Source organism: Paenibacillus sp. FSL R7-0204 (assembly GCF_038002225.1).
Lineage (GTDB): Bacteria > Bacillota > Bacilli > Paenibacillales > Paenibacillaceae > Paenibacillus_AQ.
Genome location: NZ_JBBOCA010000001.1, coordinates 720,381 through 738,815, shown reverse-complemented (window position 1 = coordinate 738,815; position 18,435 = coordinate 720,381). Strand labels below are relative to the sequence as shown.

Here is an 18,435-nt window from a genome sequence, read left to right as displayed (position 1 = left end):
AATCCGTCCGGAAGGAGCCTGCCCTTGACACATCCTCAACGGCCCAACCATACAGACCTATGCACGCCCGGCCCATCCGTATATACGGACGATTCCCGGCCCGCAGCTCCTGGAGCGCAGCAGGCTGGTGCCGTCTCCGGCCTGCCGGAGAACTGGAAGCCGGACCCGGCTTCTCCGCTGCCGCTGCATGGTCAGATCACCGGCTACTTCCTAATCAAGATCACCACCGGGGCCTGGCCGCCCGGCATGCGGCTGGCCCCGCAGCGGGAGCTGTCCCGCCAGCTTGGAGTGAACCGCAGTACGGTGGTTACAGCGTTGGGTCAGCTGACCGCTCTGGGCCTGATTGAAGGCAGGCGCGGGGGCGGAACGATAGTTACGGGCACACGTTCTGTGCTCCCGGCTTCCGGTGGTTCCGCCGGAAAATCCGGAAAAGCCGGGGAAGCGGAGCCCTCTAAGCCGGAGCACTCCGGCAACTGGAACGATTATGTGGAGGAGGGGACTCACTATCCCAATCTGCCCACCGTACAGGATATTAACCGGCTCGAATATGAGCCGGGCCTGATCCGCCTTGGCACGGGTGAGCCAGCGCCTGAGCTGCTGCCCGGAGCGGCGATGAACGAGGTGCTGGCCGGACTCGCGCAGCGCGTTCTTCCTCCTCTCTCCTATGAGGAGCCGCTCGGCAATCCGGCGCTGCGGGTGGCGGTCAGCCGGTTACTGGCCCGGAGTGGCATTACCGCCGGCCCGGAATCCATCCTGATTACCTCAGGTGCCCTTCAGGGGCTTCAGCTCATTGCCCTCGGGCTGCTGCCGCGCGGCTCTTCTATCCTGCTGGAGAAGCCGTCCTATCTGTATTCGATTCATGCCTTTCAGTCTGCCGGGGTGAAATTCAGCGGCCTGCCTATGGACGGGCGGGGTCTGATCCCGGAGCAGCTTGCAGCCGAGGCGGTCCGCATTAAGGCGGCGATGCTCTACAGCATCCCTTCTTTTCATAACCCTACCGGAATCCTGATGGATGCCGAGCGCCGCCGGGAGCTGATGGAGGTCACAGGCAGACTCGGGCTGCCCATCCTGGAGGATGGGGCCTACCAGGAATTATGGCTGGACGCCCCGCCCCCACCTCCGCTGAAGGCGCTGGACCACGAGGGACGGGTCCTGCATCTGGGCACCCTGTCCAAAGCAGCCAGCCCCGGCCTGCGCATCGGCTGGATCGCCGGACCGGAGCCGGTCGTCCGGCGGCTGGCCGACATCAAGATGCAGAGCGATTACGGCGCAAGCTCCCTGTCACAGCTGGCGGCCGCCAGTTGGCTTACGGGCGGCTATCATGAGGAGCATCTGCATGTCCTGCGCGGCAGACTACGTGCGCGCCGTGACCATATGGTTGAGCTGCTGCAGCTTCATTGCGGCGGACTGGCAACCTGGAACATACCGGCAGGAGGCTTCTATATCTGGCTGTCTCTCCGCCAGGCTGTCTCCCCGCGCAAGCTGTTCACCGCAGCGCTGCGTGCCGGACTGCTGCTGAATACTGGCGATCTGTATGACCGCAGCGACGGCAGGCATCTCAGACTGTCCTATGCTTATGCCTCTGCGGCAGAACTGGAGCACGGAATTCCCCTTCTGGCTGAGCTAATCCGGCGGGGACTGTGATTGAGACAGCACAGACGGATTTAAGCGAATACGGCTGCGTAAATAGCCCCGCACCCATGACAGTATGATCTGTCTGTCCTGGGTACGGGGCTATGCTGTTCGGATGCCTGGGTGAACCGGAGGACATCACCGGCGGCATAACCGGCCTCCTGGCCAGTGAATGTCCGGCTGAAGTACCGGCGCTGATTATTCGCTTGAACGGCGGGTTCATGGTTCATCTGCTCTGCTGCGGCAGACGCACGATGAACGCCGCCCCCTCTCCGGGACGGCTTGTTACGTGTACGCTGCCTTCGTGGAGCTCCACGATCTTCTTCACGAGCGGGAGGCCCAGACCGCTTCCGCTTCCGCTGCTGACGCTTCTGGACTTGTCCGCCTTGTAGAACCGTTCGAAGATCCGCTCCAGCTCCTCTTCGGTCATGCCGATCCCGCTATCCCTGATCTCCACTTCCGCCCGCTCCCCCATACTGCGCACAATGATGGTGATCCGTCCGCCCTGCGGGGTGAACTTAATGCTGTTATGCAGCAGGTTGGTCCATACCTGGCTCAGCAGATCCTGTACCGCAGTCACAGTGGTCACCCCAAGCTCAGCCTCTACTTCAATCTCCTTGCCGAGCCACTGTGGCTCTGCGGCCAGAATCATCGCCTGCACCTGCTTATCCAGCCTATAGGGCTTCCGCTCGAACGGGAAGCTCTCCGCGTCCAGCACGGACAGCTTCAGCAGATTGTCGCTCAGGCCGGACAGACGGCGGCTCTCCGCTTCAATAATATCCAGGTAATGCTTGCGGATATCCGGACTGAGATTCTCCTCTTGCAGCGCGGCAGCGAACCCGCGGATCGAGGTCAGCGGCGACTGGATCTCATGGGATACGCTGGCGATGAAGTCCTGCCGCATCAGCTCCATCCGGCTCAGCTCACTCGCCATTTCGTTGATCCCTTCCACAATCCCTCCGAACTGCCGGTACTGGCCGCTGTTCTCCAGTTCAATCTTGAAGTTGCCTTGAGAGATCTGCCGCATGGCTGTAAGGATCGGCCTGTAGAAGTTCTGATCCTTGCCGCGTGTAGCAAAGGCAATCATCGCCCCGCAGACGAAAAAGATGATAATCTGCATCGCCATCACAAACAGGTGATACCCGTATTCAGAGAAGGACCAGCCGAAATGACGGAGCAGCAGTCTAGATCCGAAATAGCTCCCGTTCCAGGAGATATAGAGCATAATCAACATTCCGGCTATAGGTCCAACTATTCCGATTTCCTCCCATATCTTCATGACTCTGCGCTTCATGCCTATCCCTCCAGCCGGTAGCCAAGCCCCCGGATCGTGCGAATGGAGAATCCGAACTTCTCCTGCGGAAACCGCTCGCGCAGACGACCCACATGCACATCCAGCGTCCGCTCATTGCCTTCGTAATCGTAGCCCCAGATCTCTTCAATCAGCCGGTCACGGGTCAGCGTCTGCCCCCGGTAACTGGCCAGCTTGAAGAGCAGCTCGAATTCCTTCAGCGGCAGCGTGAACCCGCCATGCTCGGACAGCACTTCATAGGTTGCACGGTTCATCCGCAGACTGCCAACGGTAACACTCTGGGCGGCCGAAATCTGGTAACGCTTCAGCAGGGCCTTGACCCTGGCGATCAGCACCGGCGGCTCGAACGGCTTGACCAGATAGTCGTCTGTGCCCAGCTCGAAGCCTTTGACAATCTGCGAGGTCTCTCCTTTGGCCGTCAGCATCAGAATCGGAAAATCATACCGCCCCCGCAGCTCCCGGCACAGCTCCCAGCCGTCCATATTCGGCATCATGATATCAATGATCGCCATATCCGCCGCAGTCTCTTCAAGCAGCTGCAGCGCCTCCAGTCCGTCAGAAGCGCTCAGCACCTCGGCCATCCCTTCAGCTCTCAGGAACACTCCCACCAATTCGCGGATGTGCGGATCGTCGTCCACTACCAGTATTTTGACCATAGTCTGTAGAACCCTCCTCTATTCCTTGGCTCAGAAGCTCAGGTGTGTTCAGCTGCAGCTGCTGCTCGGCGAATTCACGGTACAGCTCATGGTCCCTCAGCAGCTCCTCATGCGTACCCTTGCCGGTAATCCGGCCCTTCTCCATGAAAATAATCTGGTCCGCGTTGACCACCGTAGCTAATCTGTGGGCAATTACAATCGTGGTCCGGCCCTGCATCAGATTACCCAGTGCCTTCTGCACCACGGCCTCCGACTGGCTGTCGAGGCTTGAGGTAGCCTCATCAAGCATGAGAATCTTCGGATCGCGCAGCAGCGCTCTGGCGATGGCAATCCGCTGCCGCTGTCCGCCGGACAGCTTCACCCCGCGTTCACCGACATCCGTGTTGTACCCGTCAGGCAGCTCTTCAATGAAGCCGTCAGCGTAGGCCATGGCCGCAGCCCGCTTCAGCTCCTCCTTGCTGATCTCGCGGTCCAGCCCGTATCCGAGATTCTCAGCAATGGTACCGGCCAGTAGCGGACTTTCCTGAGAGACATAACCGATTTGCTTCCGCCAGGATTTCAGGGAAAACATCGACGCCGGTTTGCCGTCCAGCCGGATGACTCCGCTCTGCGGCTCATAGAACCGTTCCAGCAGCGAGAACAGGGTTGTTTTACCGCCTCCGCTCGGACCGACAATGGCAGTCACCTGCCCAGGCTGCATAGTGAAGCTTACCTTGCTGAGGACCTTCTCCCCCGTCTTGTATCCGAAGCTGAGGTCTTCCACAGCAATCGGCCCCTCTGTGCCCTCAGCCTCTTCCACGCCATCATATACCTCTTCCTCTGCTGCAAGGGTCTCTATAATACGTTCGGAGGCCCCCTTGGCCTTCTGGAGTTGGGTGAAGAATTGCGTCAGTTGTGTCAGCGGCATAATAATCTGAATCAGATACAGAATGAAGGCGACCAGTTCACCGGCGGTGAGCGCCCCTGAGGATACCAGCATCCCGCCATAGCCGATAATAACCACCAGCAGCATCATGAAGACGAAGGAGATCAACGGGCTAATCAGGGCGCTGATCTTGCCCTCACGAATCCCGAAGCCCAGCAGGTTCATAATTCCTTTCCGTCCGGCTTCATACTCCTTCTGCTCCGCTCCCGAGGACTTCACCAGCCGGATCTCGGACAATACGCCGCTGAGCACAGCGGTGAAGGAGGCCGTCTCGTCCTGCGTGCCCTTGGAGATCTTGTACATCTGCCGCCCCAGCGGCACCAGAATCAGCGCCGACAGCGGAAGCACCGTGAACAGGACCAGCGTCATTTTCCAGTTCAGATAGAACAGCACCAGGACAGAGCCGACAATAGAGATGAGGCCGGTGAACAGACTGGCCAGATGCTCGGAGATCAGTGTCTTGAGAATTCCTGTATCATTAGTCATCCGGCTGACACTCTCGCCTGTCCGGTTCTCATTATAGTAGGATACGGGCAGCACCAGGAATTTGCGCCACAGCCTGTCACGCAGCCCGGCCACGACTTTTTGCCCGACGGCATTCAAAAGGTAAATCGAGACTCCGCCGGCCACGGTCTGCGCAATGAACGCTCCGGCAATGGCTGCAATCTGCAGCTTGCTGACCGAAGCCAGCGAGAAGCCGTCCACCAGATTCTTCGTGAACATGGGAATTACCAGACCGACAAGGGTCGAAATGATGCTGAGGCCAAGGGCCAGCGCCAGCAGCAGATAAGATGGCTTGGTTTCGTGCAGCAGCTTCAGGAAGGGCTTCATGGCCGCGCTCTGCTTCTGCGGTGCTTGCTTGTTTTTCATAAGAAATCCCCTTTTCCGGCAGATAGATATATGGAGCAGTAGGGCCCCGCTTCCGCCTTAGAACCCAGAATAACTGGCCTATGTAAACTGAAGTTAAACAGATATTTTTCCATTGATTTGTAATTCCCCATAAAAGTTGGTTTGTATCCCTTTTCAACAAATGTTACAGTGATATCAGCGGCATAATAAGGCGGCCACAGCAAGAATGCAAGGCATCCTAGCGGGAAAGGAGTGCAAAGTTTGCGGGATCAATCCGATAAGCAGCTGTCTTTCACCTCTCTGAAATGGTTCAACTTCTTCGTATATGGAACGGTTGTCCTCTTCACCAGCTTCTTTCCCTTATATCTGCAGGATGTAGGAATGAATAAGCTGGAGATCGGGAGCCTGATGTCTGTAGGCGCATTGGTCTCCATTATAGCCAATCCTTTCTGGGGCATCTGGAGTGACCGGTATCAGAATATCCGGCGGATTGTCCTCGTCATGCTGACGGGAACGCTGGTCTTGACCCAACTTGTCTTTCAGGCGAATACATATGAAATGATCTACATATCCATTCTGTTCTTCTATTTCTTCCAGGGGCCCCTGTTCGCCCAGAGCAACACGATGATTCTCAGCTATATTGACGGAACCAGCCGCAGCTTTGGCTCTTTCCGGCTATGGGGATCACTAGGCTGGGCTTTCACCGCCATCCTTGCCGGTCCCGTGATTGAATGGGCCGGCATCTCTGTGCTGTCCTATCTGTTTGCATCACTGCTCTGTGCGGCGATGATTGCACTGATCACGCTGCCGAAGCTGGACCATTCGATTGGAATCGCACCCTTGCCCTTCAAAGGCATGAGCCAGATCTTCCATAACCCGTTCTTCCTGTGCTTCATCCTCTTCGGCATCCTGGTCTCGATCCCGAATACGATGAACAACACCTTTGTGTCACTGTACATCACGGAGCTGGGCGGAAGCAAGATTATGATCGGTCTCGCTGTATTCCTGTCCTCCATCCTGGAGATGGGGGTACTGCTCCTGTGCAATATTGTTCTCCGGCGCAAAATCCCGGTCCTGCTGGCCTCGCTCACGCTGGTCAGCGCGCTCTTCTTCCTGCGGTGGTGGCTGATGGCCGATGCAACGACTCCGCTGCAGGTCGCACTCATTCAGGTGCTGCACTCCATTACCTTCGGCGGCTTCTTCTATGTCGGAACCCAGTTGACCATGCTGCTGGTGCCAAGGCCCTACCGTTCCTCGGGACAGGCTCTCTACACGCTCACCTGGAGCGGAATCTCCGGCATTCTTGGCGGCGTCCTCGGCGGCTGGATGTATCAGACCCTCGGCGCACAGACGATGTATCAATCCGGTGCGCTTCTTGCCCTGTTCGGGGCGATCGGCTTCGGAATGATGTGGCTCACTGTCATTCGCGGCAGCTACCGCCCTCCGGCTGATCCCGAGGATGAGCCGGCAGAAGACTAGCATACGCACAAGTGGAAACGGTACCGTCCTTTCAAAGGACGGTACCGTTTCAGCGAGAAATAGAAGGATAATTTATATTTGGATACAGCAAACAGGCTTGGCCTCCCGGCGGGAGACCAAGCCTGTTTGCTTATATGCAGCTCTTCTAGCCTTTCTTAGGCTGGAAGGAGCTTTTGAGGGATACAATCAGATTGAACACCAGGTGCTCCGGCGACGAATACTTGCTGTCTACGTTGAAGTACCCGTGACGGAAGAACTGGAACTTGTCCTGCGCCACACTGTCCTTCAGCCCAGGCTCCACGAAGCCCTGCAGGATCTCGATGGACTTCGGATTCAGCTGATCCAGGAAGGTTGGCTCCGGCTTGTCAGCGGAAGCTTCCAGACCTTCTAATTCAGCATCCGTCTCCGCCTCTTCAGCAGAGATCAGCGGCTCATACAGGCGGAATTCCGCCGGTACAGCCTGTCCTGCATCTACCCAGTGCAGCGTTCCCTTAACCTTGCGGCCGGTGAACCCGCTGCCGCTCTTCGTCTCAGGATCATAGGTACAATGCAGCTCCACCACTTCGCCGTTCTCATCCTTGATGAAGTCGTTGCACTTGATGAAATAAGCATTCTTGAGGCGCACTTCATTGCCGGGGAACAAGCGGAAATACTTATTCGGCGGAATCTCCATGAAGTCATCACGTTCAATATAGATCTCACGGGAGAACGGAATCTGGCGGTTGCCCATCTCCGGGTTCTCCACATTGTTCTCAATTTCGAAGTATTCGGTCTCGCCTTCGGGATAATTCGTAATAACCACCTTCAGCGGCCGCAGCACAGACATCGTCCGGGGAACCGTCAGCTTGAGATCTTCACGGATGAAGTGCTCCAGCATCTGCAGGTCCACGAGCCCCTGGCTCTTGGAGATACCGGTCTCATGCACGAAGCTGCGGATGGCCTCAGGCGTATAGCCGCGGCGGCGCAGCCCGGAGATCGTCGGCATGCGGGGATCATCCCAGCCGTCCACATGGCCTTCATCGACCAGCAGCTTCAGCTTGCGCTTGCTCGTAACCGTCTGGGCCAGATTAAGGCGTCCGAATTCGTATTGATGCGGCGAAGCCTCCATGTCACATTCCGCGACAACCCAGTCATAGAACGGGCGCTGATCCTCGAACTCCAGGGAGCAGAGGGAATGGGTGACATGCTCAATGGCATCCTCCAGCGGATGTGCGAAGGTATACATCGGATAAATGCACCATGCGTCACCCGTATTGTGGTGATGAGAGTGGGAGATCCGGTAGATGACCGGGTCACGCAGATTGATGTTAGGAGAGGACATGTCAATTTTGGCGCGCAGAACCTTCTCGCCGTCCTTGAATTCTCCCGCCTTCATGCGGTGGAACAGATCAAGGTTCTCTTCTGCTCCGCGTTCGCGGTAAGGGCTGTTCTGCCCCGGCTCCGTCAGCGTGCCCCGGAATTCACGTATCTGCTCGGCGCTGAGATCATCGACATAGGCCTTGCCCTTCTTGATCAGCAGTTCGGCACGCTCATACATCTCCCCGAAATAATCCGAGGCGAACCGCAACTCCTCCCATTCATACCCGAGCCATTTCACATCCTCCTGGATGGAGTTGACGTATTCGGTATCTTCCTTGAGCGGATTCGTGTCATCGAATCTCAGATGGGTCTTGCCGCCGAACTCATCCGCCAGCGTGAAGTTAATCCAGATCGCCTTGGCATGTCCGATATGTAAATAACCGTTCGGCTCCGGCGGAAAGCGGGTGACGACTTCCTTAACCTTACCCGAGCGGAGATCTTCGGTAATGACGTTCTTAATGAAATTGGAGGGTGTACCCTGGTTCTCCACATTGATCAACCTTTCATTCTGTAATATAACTACTTCCTTGTATGAACATGTTTCCTACTAATATACCCGTTAAGCAGGGAATGTTCAACAAGTGGAAACGGCATTGCCGTCCTTTTAAAGGACGGTACCGTTTCAGCGAGAAATAGAAAGATAAGTTATCGTGTGCAACATATAAATTTTTATATTTTAAAAGTTAAGCAGCCCCCGCATCCTTTGACTTCTCTCCCGGCGATGGAGTAGCATGATAAATATAGGAATATTTCGCTAAAGGGGGATGCTTATGCAACCGGTAAAACTGCCTAAAGAGCAGCGGGAGATGATTACGGAGAATATCCGTGCCTACTTCGAGGCGGAGCGCGGGGAAACGATCGGCCACCTGGCCGCAGACAATCTATTGGAGTTCTTCCTGAAGGAGCTGGGGCCGGCGATCTATAACGGGGCGCTTAGCGACTGCCGTACGCTTGCCCTGCAGCGCATGCAAGCCCTGGAGGAAGACATCTACGCTTTGGAGTGGCAGAAGCGTTAGTTCAGCGATGCTTATAACTCACAACGCATAGGGGGCAGCCGCATGTTCAATTATGTCATAGATGAAGAGCTGAAGCTGAAGCTGCTCATGCCGGAGCATGCCCGTCAGATGTTCGCCCTGGTGGAACGCTCCCGCCACCGGCTCAGGCAGTGGCTGCCTTGGGTGGATGGCGTAGCCGAGCAGGCTCATCTTACCACGTTCATCAAGAACTCCGTGAAGCAGGGCATTGATAACGGCGGCTTCACTGCCGGACTGTGGGTCCGGGAGGAATTGGCCGGAATTATCGGCTATCACGAGATTGACTGGCATAACCGCTCGGTCGGCATCGGCTACTGGCTGGGCGAGGGTTATGAGGGACAAGGCTATATGACCAGTGCCTGCCGGGTCTTTGTCGATTACGCCCTGCTGGAGCTTGAGCTGAACCGCATCGAGATCCGCTGCGCTACAGGCAACCTGGCCAGCAGAGCGATCCCCGAACGGCTGGGATTTATCTTCGAAGGAGTCATCCGCCAGGCCGAGAAGCTGCCTGCCGGTTATGTGAACCACGCAGTCTACGGCCTGCTGCGCAGCGAATGGAAACTGCTGGGCTGAGCAGGGAGGGATTCCGATAATAGAGCACGGGTGCGCGGAGCATCCAGGGGAACGTGTTGGTCGGGTCGCTTTTGGCGGATTCGGGGGCACACCGGATATAGTTGGATTTTGCCCACTTACTGATGAACGATTTGCCCGTGCGCGGACTGGAGTTGGATAAACAACACTTAATTTCTCGCCTTTCGTCTATCAGGATTGAAACTAACTATTTTAGTTGGACTTTTTCCACTTGTTTGCGGTTATTTGCTTGAAGTCGGCGGATTAAGATACGATTTTCCATTTGTTTACTTTGCAGGGCAGAGCGGGTGGCCCAGCTTTCCTAACTGCTCTGCCTACTCCGCTCCCCCCCTCCACCCTTCAACACCCTAGCTCTCCGCAGCATCCAGCCAGCCCCGGAACCGCTCCCGGAGGCCAGCTGCAAGGCTCTCCAGTCCGGCCAGCTCCGCGAGTCCGGTATGATCCTTGCGTCCGTGCTCCATCGAGTACAGGACCTGTCTCACCGGGATACCGCCTGCTCCGCTCGCAAGCTTCACGATCCGGTCCCCGGCCGCAAGGCTGCCTTCACGCAGCACGCGGAGGTAGAAGCCGCTATATCCGGTGGACAGCACCTGGGCCGGCATATCTGCCGGGCCATGCTTTTGCGTGAGCTTGAAGCACGGGAAGCGCGGCTGGCTGACCTCCAGCAGGGCTGTACCGATCTCGAAGATATCCCCGATGCACACCTCGGTCTCCAGCAGTCCGCGCGCCGTGATATTCTCGCCGAAGGCGGAATATTCCAGCTTCCGGCCAAGCCGCTCCTCCCAGTGGGCATAATGCTCCAGCGGATAGACACAGACCGCCTTGTCGGGGCCTCCGTGGTTGACCAGATCCGCTTGCCCGTCCCCGGTGAATCCACCCACCCGAAGCGCAAGCGGCCCGGCTACCGGCAGCTTGTAGATTCCGGTGTCCAGCGGCTTACCGCGGTATTCCACCGTCTTAGGCTTACCTACATTCAGCGAGACGACTTGCATCTTCTTCACTTCAGTCTCCATCCCCTTCTCCTCCCGTCAGCCAGCAGCTCATGAATACTTCATCTACATAACGTCCGCTTAAGTAGAATTCCTCCCGCAGCCGTCCCTCTTCCTCGAATCCGCATTTGCGGTAGAACTGAAGCGCCGGTGTATTGCAGGACAGCACACGCAGCCGCAGCTTGCGGATGCCATGCTTCGCGGCATGGCGCTTGATCTCTGCGATCAGCCGGGTGCCTACACCCAGCCGCTGAAAGCGCGGGTGCACAGCGATATTCACCTCGCATACATGGCGGTTGCTCTCCATCCCGCTGGGACAGCCGAAGCCGACATAACCGCATAGCTCCCCGTCCTGCAAGGCCACCAGCTGGGAGCCGGGCGGTGCATGCAGCAGATAGTCCTCCCGCGAGCGCCACATCAGCGGACCCGGGGTAGTATTCTCTGTCCAGATCATATTATCCAGCACGATCAGCTCACGGGCATCCCTGATTTCGGAGGGCCGGATAAGCAGTGCAGCATCTCTGTTGATTGGTTGCATTATTTATACCCCCCTTGCCTTACTAAGCATATAGTAAAAGGTTTAGTTACAGCGTGGACGATTGTGCAGTCCTGTGCTCAGGCTGCACGACTGAACGGTTCATATAGGCGTGGACCGCGAAGAATCCAACAGACAGCACGGCCATACCGCAAGCGAGCCAGCCGGTAGGCACAAGACCGCCCCTGTCGAACTGAATGCCCATCAGATAAGGCCCGATGACACGGCCAATTGCGCCGATTCCGCCGCTAAGTCCGAGATAGAACGGTGCGCTGCGCTGGGCATGCTCCGAGATGAAGGAGGGCATCGCCGGAGAGATCAGCATCTCCCCAAGGGTAGCCAGCACCATGCCCAGCAGCATTCCCGGATAGCTTGGCATCATTAGAATTACTGCATACCCGCTCAGGTAAAAGACGGCGCTGGCTGTCATCTGCGCGGTTGACGTCTGCGCGAACCCGCGCTTGATCAGGCTGACCAGCGGCTGCGCCGCGAAGATCAGTACACCATTCAGCGTCCAGAGGAAGCCGTATAGCTGCTTCGACCAGCCTTCCGAGATAATGAACGGCGAGACTCCGCTGTTCCAGATCGAATTGCCGATCAGCAGGAACATCGAGCCCAGCGCCATGAACAGGTAGATCCGTATATGGCCGAGAAGTTTCCAGCCGGAACCTTCATTCTGCGGCTGCTTCTTAGCCGTTTGGCCCTGAGCCGGTGCCGCCCCTACCTTGCGCAGATAGACAAAGAAGAATCCGGCAAATACGGCTGAGGTGACCCCGTTGAGCACAAAGCTCAGCATATAATTGCCCAGGAAGCCGCTCAGCGCGGTTCCCAGGGCTACCCCTATATTATTGGCAACATAGATGATATTGAACAGCTCTGCGCGCTGCTCTGCGAACCGGAAGCCGATAAACGCCTGAATGGCCGGGAGGGACAGGGAATTGAACAATCCCATCAGCCCCATCACGATAATGAATACGCTCCAGCTTCCACTCGCCCACGGGAGGGCAAACAGCGTCAGGGCATTCATGGCCAAAGCGCCGACAATCAAGCGGTTGACCCCTACCTTATGGTACAATGAACCGCCCAGCAGCTGACCGGCAATCCCGCCAAGGGACTGCACCAGCAGAACAATTCCCGCGTCCTTCATACTGCGTCCCAGTTCATCGAATACATACATTGTAACCAGCGGCCACATCAGCGCACTGCCGGTAGCATTAATAAGACTGGCAATCAAGAATACTTTAATTTCCTTCGGATAGGCCTGCAAGAATCTCATCTCTAGTCTGTCATCCCCTGTAAGATAGCTGTCATTAATCCATCCAGTATCATCCCAACACAGGGGGCAGGGCAAGCATTCGCGTTAATGCTTTATCGCGGGAAACCAGGGAATTATCCTATTGAAAATCAATCCTGTCTTCACCGCCGCCAGCGATATTAATATTCTATAACCCGCTCTTTCACACGTAAACAAAAATACCTTGCCGGCACTGATTCGTTCCCCGGAACCCGGGGTAATGATCCATATGAAACACTCCCTATTTTATTCACCGTGAGATCCGATTTCGTTCCCCCGAATCGGATTGCACGGTGAATTTTGTTTTGTCCGGAGAATGATCCTGCTGTACAAGGCACAAAAACACTCCCTGTCTCTACGAATCCCTTGAAGCAGGGTGCCGAGAAGCAGGAAGTGCTAGGCCAAGCTATGTTACAGTCCGGCGATGTGATTCACACCGGGTCAAGTCCGTATTCATTAAGCGTGTTTCTTCAAGCCCGCAGCAGGGACGCCTGCAGCCGAGTTCACTGCTCCCGGCTCTTTGCGCAGATAGGCCATCCAGTACGCAGCAGCCACGAAGATCGCGCCGCCCGTCAGATTGCCCAGCCAGACCGGAACGAAGTTGGCCACATACTGGCCCCAGGTAAAATGTCCTTCGAAGATCGCTGCAGGGATAAGGAACATGTTAGCTACAACGTGCTGGAAGCCGATGGCCACAAACGCCATGGTCGGGAACCAGATACCGAGGATTTTGCCGCTGAAATTGTCTGCCCCGTACGACAGCCATACCGCCAGTGCTACGAGCCAGTTACAGCCGATCCCGGAGATAAAAGCCTGCAGGAACGTAGCATCGATCTTATGCTCCGCCATACTTACCAGCTTCTCCAGATACACACCATCTGATGTAAGGCCAACGATATGACCGAAGAAATAAGCGACGAACAAGGCGCCTGCCAGGTTGCTTAGTGTAATTAGCACCAGATTCTTCATCACTTCCCAGAAAGAGATCTTCTTCGCAATGAACGCCAGCGGCACCGCCATCATATTGCCTGTCAGCAGTTCCCCTCCGGCAAGCAGCACCAGAATGAGTCCTACCGGGAAGACCGCAGCCCCGATGAAGTTAGCAATGGACCCCCACTCGGCAGGCGCACCGGCAATGACACGAATATCCAGCAAAAATCCGAGCGCGATAAACGCTCCTCCCAGAAAACCAAGAATGAGTACAGTGCTGAGCGGATTATGTGCCTTCTTGACTCCGTTCTCTACCGTCACTTCAGCGATTCCCTGCGGTTTGTTATAAGCCATGATTCCTATCCCCTTCTAATTACTTAAAATTTGTTCCTTTATGCCATTGTAACGTGATCCTAATCACATTTACGTGATAAAAGTCACTATCCGAAAAACCAAGTGAAAGTTTTCACTGACATGTCAAATTTACCATAAAAGCCGCTGCGGCGCAGCAGAAAATAAAAAAACATCTGCATACATTGGACCGATTGCCTTCATCCCAGCAGCCGGGGAGTTGTTTCTGTGATGGAGAAAAAAAAGAGCCCTAAGCGGGCTCCGCAAAATGTTAGCTTTTATACGTGTACAGGTTCTTTGACTGGAGCCGGTTTCGGCAGAGCCTGAAGGCCTGCGGTGTTCAGGAAGTTCCAAGGCTTGTTGTAATGCGGCTGGAAGAAGAAGTCGATGAAGGCCAGCTGGTCAACCGTCATCTTATTCTGGATGCAGACCGATACGGTATTGATCGACTGCGTCAGATCCATCTTGGACATAATTTGCGCGCCCAGAATGCGGCGGGTGGCACGGTCAAAGACCACTTTTACCTGAACCTGCTCGAAGGTCGGCATGAACTCTGGACGGTAGTTGTCGATCAGCATCACACTTTCCGTATCCATTCCCTCGGCTGCAGCAGCCTCTTCCGTCAGTCCGGTTCCGGCAATATTGTCTTCATAGATCTTGATGCCCGATGTTCCTTGCGTACCCATGTAAGGGATCGTGTTCGAGACCAGATTGCGGGCCACCAGCGTTCCCATACGCACTGCGTTGGTGGCCAGCGGGATGTATGCGTGCTTACCGGTCGGATTGTAATGAATCGCGCAGCTGTCACCGGCAGCATAGACATCCGGCAGGCTGGTCTGCATATAATCGTTAACCATAATCGCGCCGTTCGGCAGCATATCGACTTGGCCCTTCAGCAGCTCGGTATTCGGACGGAAGCCGATGCAGAGAATCACCAGATCCGTCTCATGCTCACCCTTGCTCGTGATCACCTTAGTCACTCTGCCGTTCTCACCTGCGAAGGAGGCGACCTTCTCGCCCAGCGCCAGCTTAATGCCGTGATCCTCAAGCGACTGCTGGATCGGTGCGGTGAACTCTTCATCGAGATATTTGCTCAGGATGCGGGCTTCCCCGTCAATCAGCGTAACTTCCTTGCCGTTCATCTGAAAAGCTTCCACCAGCTCGACCCCGATATATCCGGCACCGACCACAGTAATTCTGTTCACCTTCTGCGCTTCTTCGATAATGGTGTTGGAGTGATTGTAGTTCTTCGAGAGCAGGATGCCCTCCATGTCTATTCCTTCGAGCTTAGGCACAATCGGCCATGAGCCTGTTGTCATAATTAGTTTGTCATACGTATCTTCCATTTCCTCGCCGGTCATGAGGTTGCGGGCTTTTAGAGTTTTGCGGGCAGTGTCAATGTTGATTACCTCATGGCGCATCTTCGTCTGCACACCCAGCGCAGCCAGCTGTTCCGGGGAGGAATAGAATAGTCCCTGCGGGTCCTTGACCACACCGCCAACGTATAAGGCAATGCCGCAAGACAGGAACGAGATATTATCGTTGCGCTCATACACCGTAATCTGTGCATCCGGGTATAACTGTGCGGTATTTACAATGGCGGCCGTTCCGGCGTGGGTACATCCAATGACTGCTACTTTCATGATTTCTTCCTCCTCCAAGTTGAAAAGCTTATTTAGTAGGGCCTGTGTTTACGTTTAATTTACATTTGTGATTGTTTTCACTTTATACACTGATTATATTGTGATATTTATCACATTACAAGTAGTTTTGTGACTTTTCTCACAATGTTCACAATTTCAAATTTTAATAACTTTGGAGTTTCACCGCCTCATCCACTCCATTTGTGCCGCCGCTGCGCTCTTCAACCTTGAGTTAGTTTTCCCCGAAGGAGGGGCATTATGTCTGTCAGGAGCAGGAAACAGCAGGAGGAGCACAAGGGGCAGCCAGGCAGAACCGCAGCCCTGGTTTTTCGATTACATTTGCTCCGTGTCCGCCGCGCCAGCCCATTGTAATCGGTTTTCCGATTACATTTGCTCCGTATCCGCCGCGCCAGCCCATTGTAATCGGTTTTCCAATTACATTTGCTCCGTATCCGCCGCGCCAGCCCATTGTAATCGGTTTTTCGATTACATTTGCTCCGTATCCGCCGCGCCAGCCCATTGTAATCGGTTTTCCAATTACATTTGCTCCGTATCCGCCGCGCCAGCCCCATTGTAATCGGTTTTCCAATTACATTTGCTCCGTGTCCGCCGCGCCAGCCCATTGTAATCGGTTTTTCGATTACATTTGCTCCGTATCCGCCGCGCCAGCCCATTGTAATCGGTTTTCCAATTACATTTGCTCCGTATCCGCCGCGCCAGCCCATTGTAATCGGTTTTCCAATTACATTGCGGTCACTCACCCTCGCGGCTGCACAATGTATTCGCTTTTTCGCATACAAAAAAGCCTCACTCCCGCAGCATACCTACGATAAAGTAAGGCCAAGCTATACTCATTGTTATTTGCTAATCGCTACTCGCTATACAGCCCTATGGTCCTATGCTGCTGGTAGTCACACGATCGGAAGTGTCTTATTCCAGACCGGAAATTACGCCATCCTCATCCACCAGTATGCTTTCTGCCGCAGGCTTGGCAGGGAGACCCGGCATCGTGACCATGTTACCGGTGATCACTACAGCGAATCCCGCCCCGAGGGACAGGGTGATGTCCCGGACACCCATGGTGAAGCCTTCCGGGGCTCCAAGCAGCCGGGGCTGATCCGAGAAGGAATACGGGGTTTTGGCCATGCAGACCTGAAGATGGTGCAGGCCCAGCCGGTCAATAACCGCCAGACTGCGCTTGGCAGCCGGAGAGAAGGCTACTCCCGCTCCACGGTAGATCTCTGTGACGATGCGGTTGATTTTGGACGGAATATCCAGATGGTCTTCATACAGCGGTGCGTACTGCACAGGCTCCTCCCGGTCCAGCAGCTTCATCAGCTCCTTCGCCAGCTCCTGTCCGCCCGCGCTTCCCTCCGCCCATACCTTGGATACCGCAGCAGGTACCCCCAGCCGCCCGCAGGCCTCCAGCACCTCATTCACTTCAGCAGGGGCATCCCCTTCAAAATGATTCAGCGCCACCAGCACAGGCACGCCGAACTTACGCAGATTCTCAATATGCCGCTCCATATTGGACAATCCGGAGAGCAGTGCCGGCCGGTTGCCCTCATACAGCTCTTCCTTGCGGACGCCGCCGTTGTATTTCAGCGACTTCACCGTAACCACCAGGACAGCAGCCGCAGGAGCAAGCCCCGCCTGACGGCATTTGATGTCCATGAATTTCTCCGCGCCGAGGTCCGCGCCGAAGCCTGCCTCGGTCACCACCACATCGCCCAGCTTCAGCGCGTAGCGGGTTCCGATCACACTGCTGCAGCCGTGGGCAATATTGGCGAACGGGCCGCCATGCACAATAACCGGGGTTCCTTCCAGCGTCTGCACCAGATTCGGCTTCACCGCCTCCTTCAGCAGCGCGGTCATCGCCTCCACAGCTCCAATAGCCTGGGCGGTTACCGGTTGACCTGCATGGTCATACCCGACCAGAATGCGGCTGAGCCGCTGCTTGAGATCCGCAAGGTCGCTGCACAGGCAGAGCACAGCCATAATCTCGGAGGCTGTTGTAATCTGAAAACCGCTCTCCCGCACAGTTCCGTTGCCGTCGCCAATGCCGGTCACGATATTCCGCAGGCTGCGGTCATTCATATCCATAACCCTTTTCCAGACGATCCGCTGCGGATCAAGCCCCAGGCTGTTGCCCTGGAACATATGATTGTCGATCATCGCCGAGAGCAGGTTATGCGCTGACGTCACCGCATGGATATCCCCTGTGAAATGCAGGTTAATTTCATCTGCCGGAACGATCTGCGCCTTGCCGCCCCCGGTCGCTCCGCCCTTCATCCCCAGGCAGGGACCAAGCGAGGGCTCCCGCAGCGCTGCTACCGTGCGTACACCCGCTGCATTCATTGCCTGGGCAAGTCCGATTGTCGTCAGCGTCTTGCCTTCACCTGCCGGTGTAGGATTCATTGCGGTAACCAGAACCAGCTTACCGTCCGGCTCATGCTTCAGCTCTGCCCAGAGCGAGGGCGCCAACTTGCTTTTATATTTGCCGTACAGTTCCAGATGCTCTTCCTTAATCCCCGCTGCCGATGCTACCTCTGTAATTAACCTCATGCCTGTATGTAACCCTCCTGCCGTTATTATCCTGCATCCTTGCTTCCTGTAAGCCATTCATGGCGTCAAGCGAAACATGTCTCTTCAAAGGATACAGGGTCTCTGAAAAGATTCAAGGATAATTTTCATACATTATAGAAAACTCCCGGACCGGGCGCATCTGCACCACTATCCGGGAGAACACGTATAGCCTGGCTCCAGCCTTCAGAGCGGATGATTTCGACTTCATTAAAGAAGTTGGTCGAGAAAGCCCACTCCTTTAGGGGTGGGTTGAATCTTCTTTAATCAAGG

15 protein-coding genes are annotated in these 18,435 nt (G+C 55.6%); 4 read left to right on the top strand and 11 right to left on the bottom strand.

What is annotated here, in order from left to right:
* Nucleotides 1-141 precede the first annotated feature (141 nt).
* Nucleotides 142-1,644 (top strand): aminotransferase-like domain-containing protein, encoded by a 1,503-nt coding sequence (locus MKX42_RS03380; protein ID WP_445669357.1) that lies wholly within the window; start codon nt 142-144, stop codon nt 1,642-1,644.
* 214 nt (nt 1,645-1,858) lie between these two features.
* Here MKX42_RS03380 and MKX42_RS03375 read toward each other — a convergent pair whose 3' ends face one another.
* Genes MKX42_RS03375 through MKX42_RS03365 form a run of 3 tightly spaced genes read right to left on the bottom strand, consistent with a single transcriptional unit; the run spans nt 1,859 to nt 5,395 of the window.
* Nucleotides 1,859-2,926, bottom strand: a complete 1,068-nt coding sequence (locus tag MKX42_RS03375) for a sensor histidine kinase (RefSeq protein ID WP_340751241.1) — start codon at nt 2,924-2,926, stop codon at nt 1,859-1,861.
* A 2-nt stretch (nt 2,927-2,928) separates the two neighbouring features.
* Complete coding sequence (locus MKX42_RS03370; protein ID WP_340751239.1) at nt 2,929-3,600, bottom strand: response regulator transcription factor; 672 nt, start codon at nt 3,598-3,600, stop codon at nt 2,929-2,931.
* Nucleotides 3,530-5,395, bottom strand: a complete 1,866-nt coding sequence (locus MKX42_RS03365) for an ABC transporter ATP-binding protein (protein WP_340751237.1) — start codon at nt 5,393-5,395, stop codon at nt 3,530-3,532. The genes MKX42_RS03370 and MKX42_RS03365 overlap by 71 nt, the downstream gene beginning before the upstream one ends.
* Nucleotides 5,396-5,635: 240 nt before the next feature.
* Between MKX42_RS03365 and MKX42_RS03360 the strand changes: the two genes are divergently transcribed.
* The gene (locus tag MKX42_RS03360; RefSeq protein ID WP_340751236.1) at nt 5,636-6,853 is read left to right on the top strand and encodes an MFS transporter; all 1,218 of its coding nucleotides are present in this window, start codon (nt 5,636-5,638) and stop codon (nt 6,851-6,853) included.
* Nucleotides 6,854-6,998: 145 nt separating this feature from the next.
* On the opposite strand, the gene MKX42_RS03355 is transcribed toward MKX42_RS03360, so the two are convergent.
* Nucleotides 6,999-8,702 carry a glutamine--tRNA ligase/YqeY domain fusion protein gene (locus MKX42_RS03355; protein ID WP_340751233.1) on the bottom strand — a complete coding sequence of 568 codons (1,704 nt, stop codon included), beginning with the start codon at nt 8,700-8,702 and terminating at the stop codon, nt 6,999-7,001.
* A gap of 280 nt (nt 8,703-8,982) precedes the next feature.
* Between MKX42_RS03355 and MKX42_RS03350 the strand changes: the two genes are divergently transcribed.
* Both MKX42_RS03350 and MKX42_RS03345 read left to right on the top strand, forming a co-directional pair.
* Nucleotides 8,983-9,228 carry a DUF2164 domain-containing protein gene (locus MKX42_RS03350; RefSeq protein ID WP_036690395.1) on the top strand — a complete coding sequence of 82 codons (246 nt, stop codon included), beginning with the start codon at nt 8,983-8,985 and terminating at the stop codon, nt 9,226-9,228.
* A gap of 42 nt (nt 9,229-9,270) precedes the next feature.
* Nucleotides 9,271-9,819, top strand: a complete 549-nt coding sequence (locus tag MKX42_RS03345; RefSeq protein ID WP_340751231.1) for a GNAT family N-acetyltransferase — start codon at nt 9,271-9,273, stop codon at nt 9,817-9,819.
* Nucleotides 9,820-10,184: 365 nt separating this feature from the next.
* Here the strand turns inward: MKX42_RS03345 and MKX42_RS03340 are convergent, their stop codons facing one another.
* The 7 genes from MKX42_RS03340 to MKX42_RS03310 all read right to left on the bottom strand — a co-directional run bounded on the left by MKX42_RS03340 (nt 10,185) and on the right by MKX42_RS03310 (nt 18,144).
* Nucleotides 10,185-10,850 (bottom strand): MOSC domain-containing protein, encoded by a 666-nt coding sequence (locus MKX42_RS03340; RefSeq protein ID WP_340751229.1) that lies wholly within the window; start codon nt 10,848-10,850, stop codon nt 10,185-10,187.
* Nucleotides 10,840-11,364, bottom strand: coding sequence for a GNAT family N-acetyltransferase (locus tag MKX42_RS03335; protein ID WP_340751227.1), 525 nt, complete (start codon nt 11,362-11,364; stop codon nt 10,840-10,842). The genes MKX42_RS03340 and MKX42_RS03335 overlap by 11 nt, the downstream gene beginning before the upstream one ends.
* 46 nt (nt 11,365-11,410) lie before the next feature.
* Nucleotides 11,411-12,637 carry an MFS transporter gene (locus tag MKX42_RS03330; protein WP_340751226.1) on the bottom strand — a complete coding sequence of 409 codons (1,227 nt, stop codon included), beginning with the start codon at nt 12,635-12,637 and terminating at the stop codon, nt 11,411-11,413.
* 474 nt (nt 12,638-13,111) lie between these two features.
* The gene (locus MKX42_RS03325) at nt 13,112-13,939 is read right to left on the bottom strand and encodes a formate/nitrite transporter family protein (protein ID WP_036690401.1); all 828 of its coding nucleotides are present in this window, start codon (nt 13,937-13,939) and stop codon (nt 13,112-13,114) included.
* 275 nt (nt 13,940-14,214) lie between these two features.
* The gene (locus MKX42_RS03320; protein WP_340751224.1) at nt 14,215-15,579 is read right to left on the bottom strand and encodes an FAD-dependent oxidoreductase; all 1,365 of its coding nucleotides are present in this window, start codon (nt 15,577-15,579) and stop codon (nt 14,215-14,217) included.
* Between the two features lie 265 nt (nt 15,580-15,844).
* On the bottom strand, nt 15,845-16,168 hold the full coding sequence (locus MKX42_RS03315; RefSeq protein ID WP_340751223.1) for a hypothetical protein: 324 nt from the start codon (nt 16,166-16,168) through the stop codon (nt 15,845-15,847).
* 341 nt (nt 16,169-16,509) lie between these two features.
* A complete protein-coding gene (locus MKX42_RS03310; protein ID WP_340751221.1) occupies nt 16,510-18,144 on the bottom strand; it encodes a formate--tetrahydrofolate ligase in 1,635 nt (544 codons plus the stop codon).
* Between the last annotated feature and the right edge of the window lie 291 nt (nt 18,145-18,435).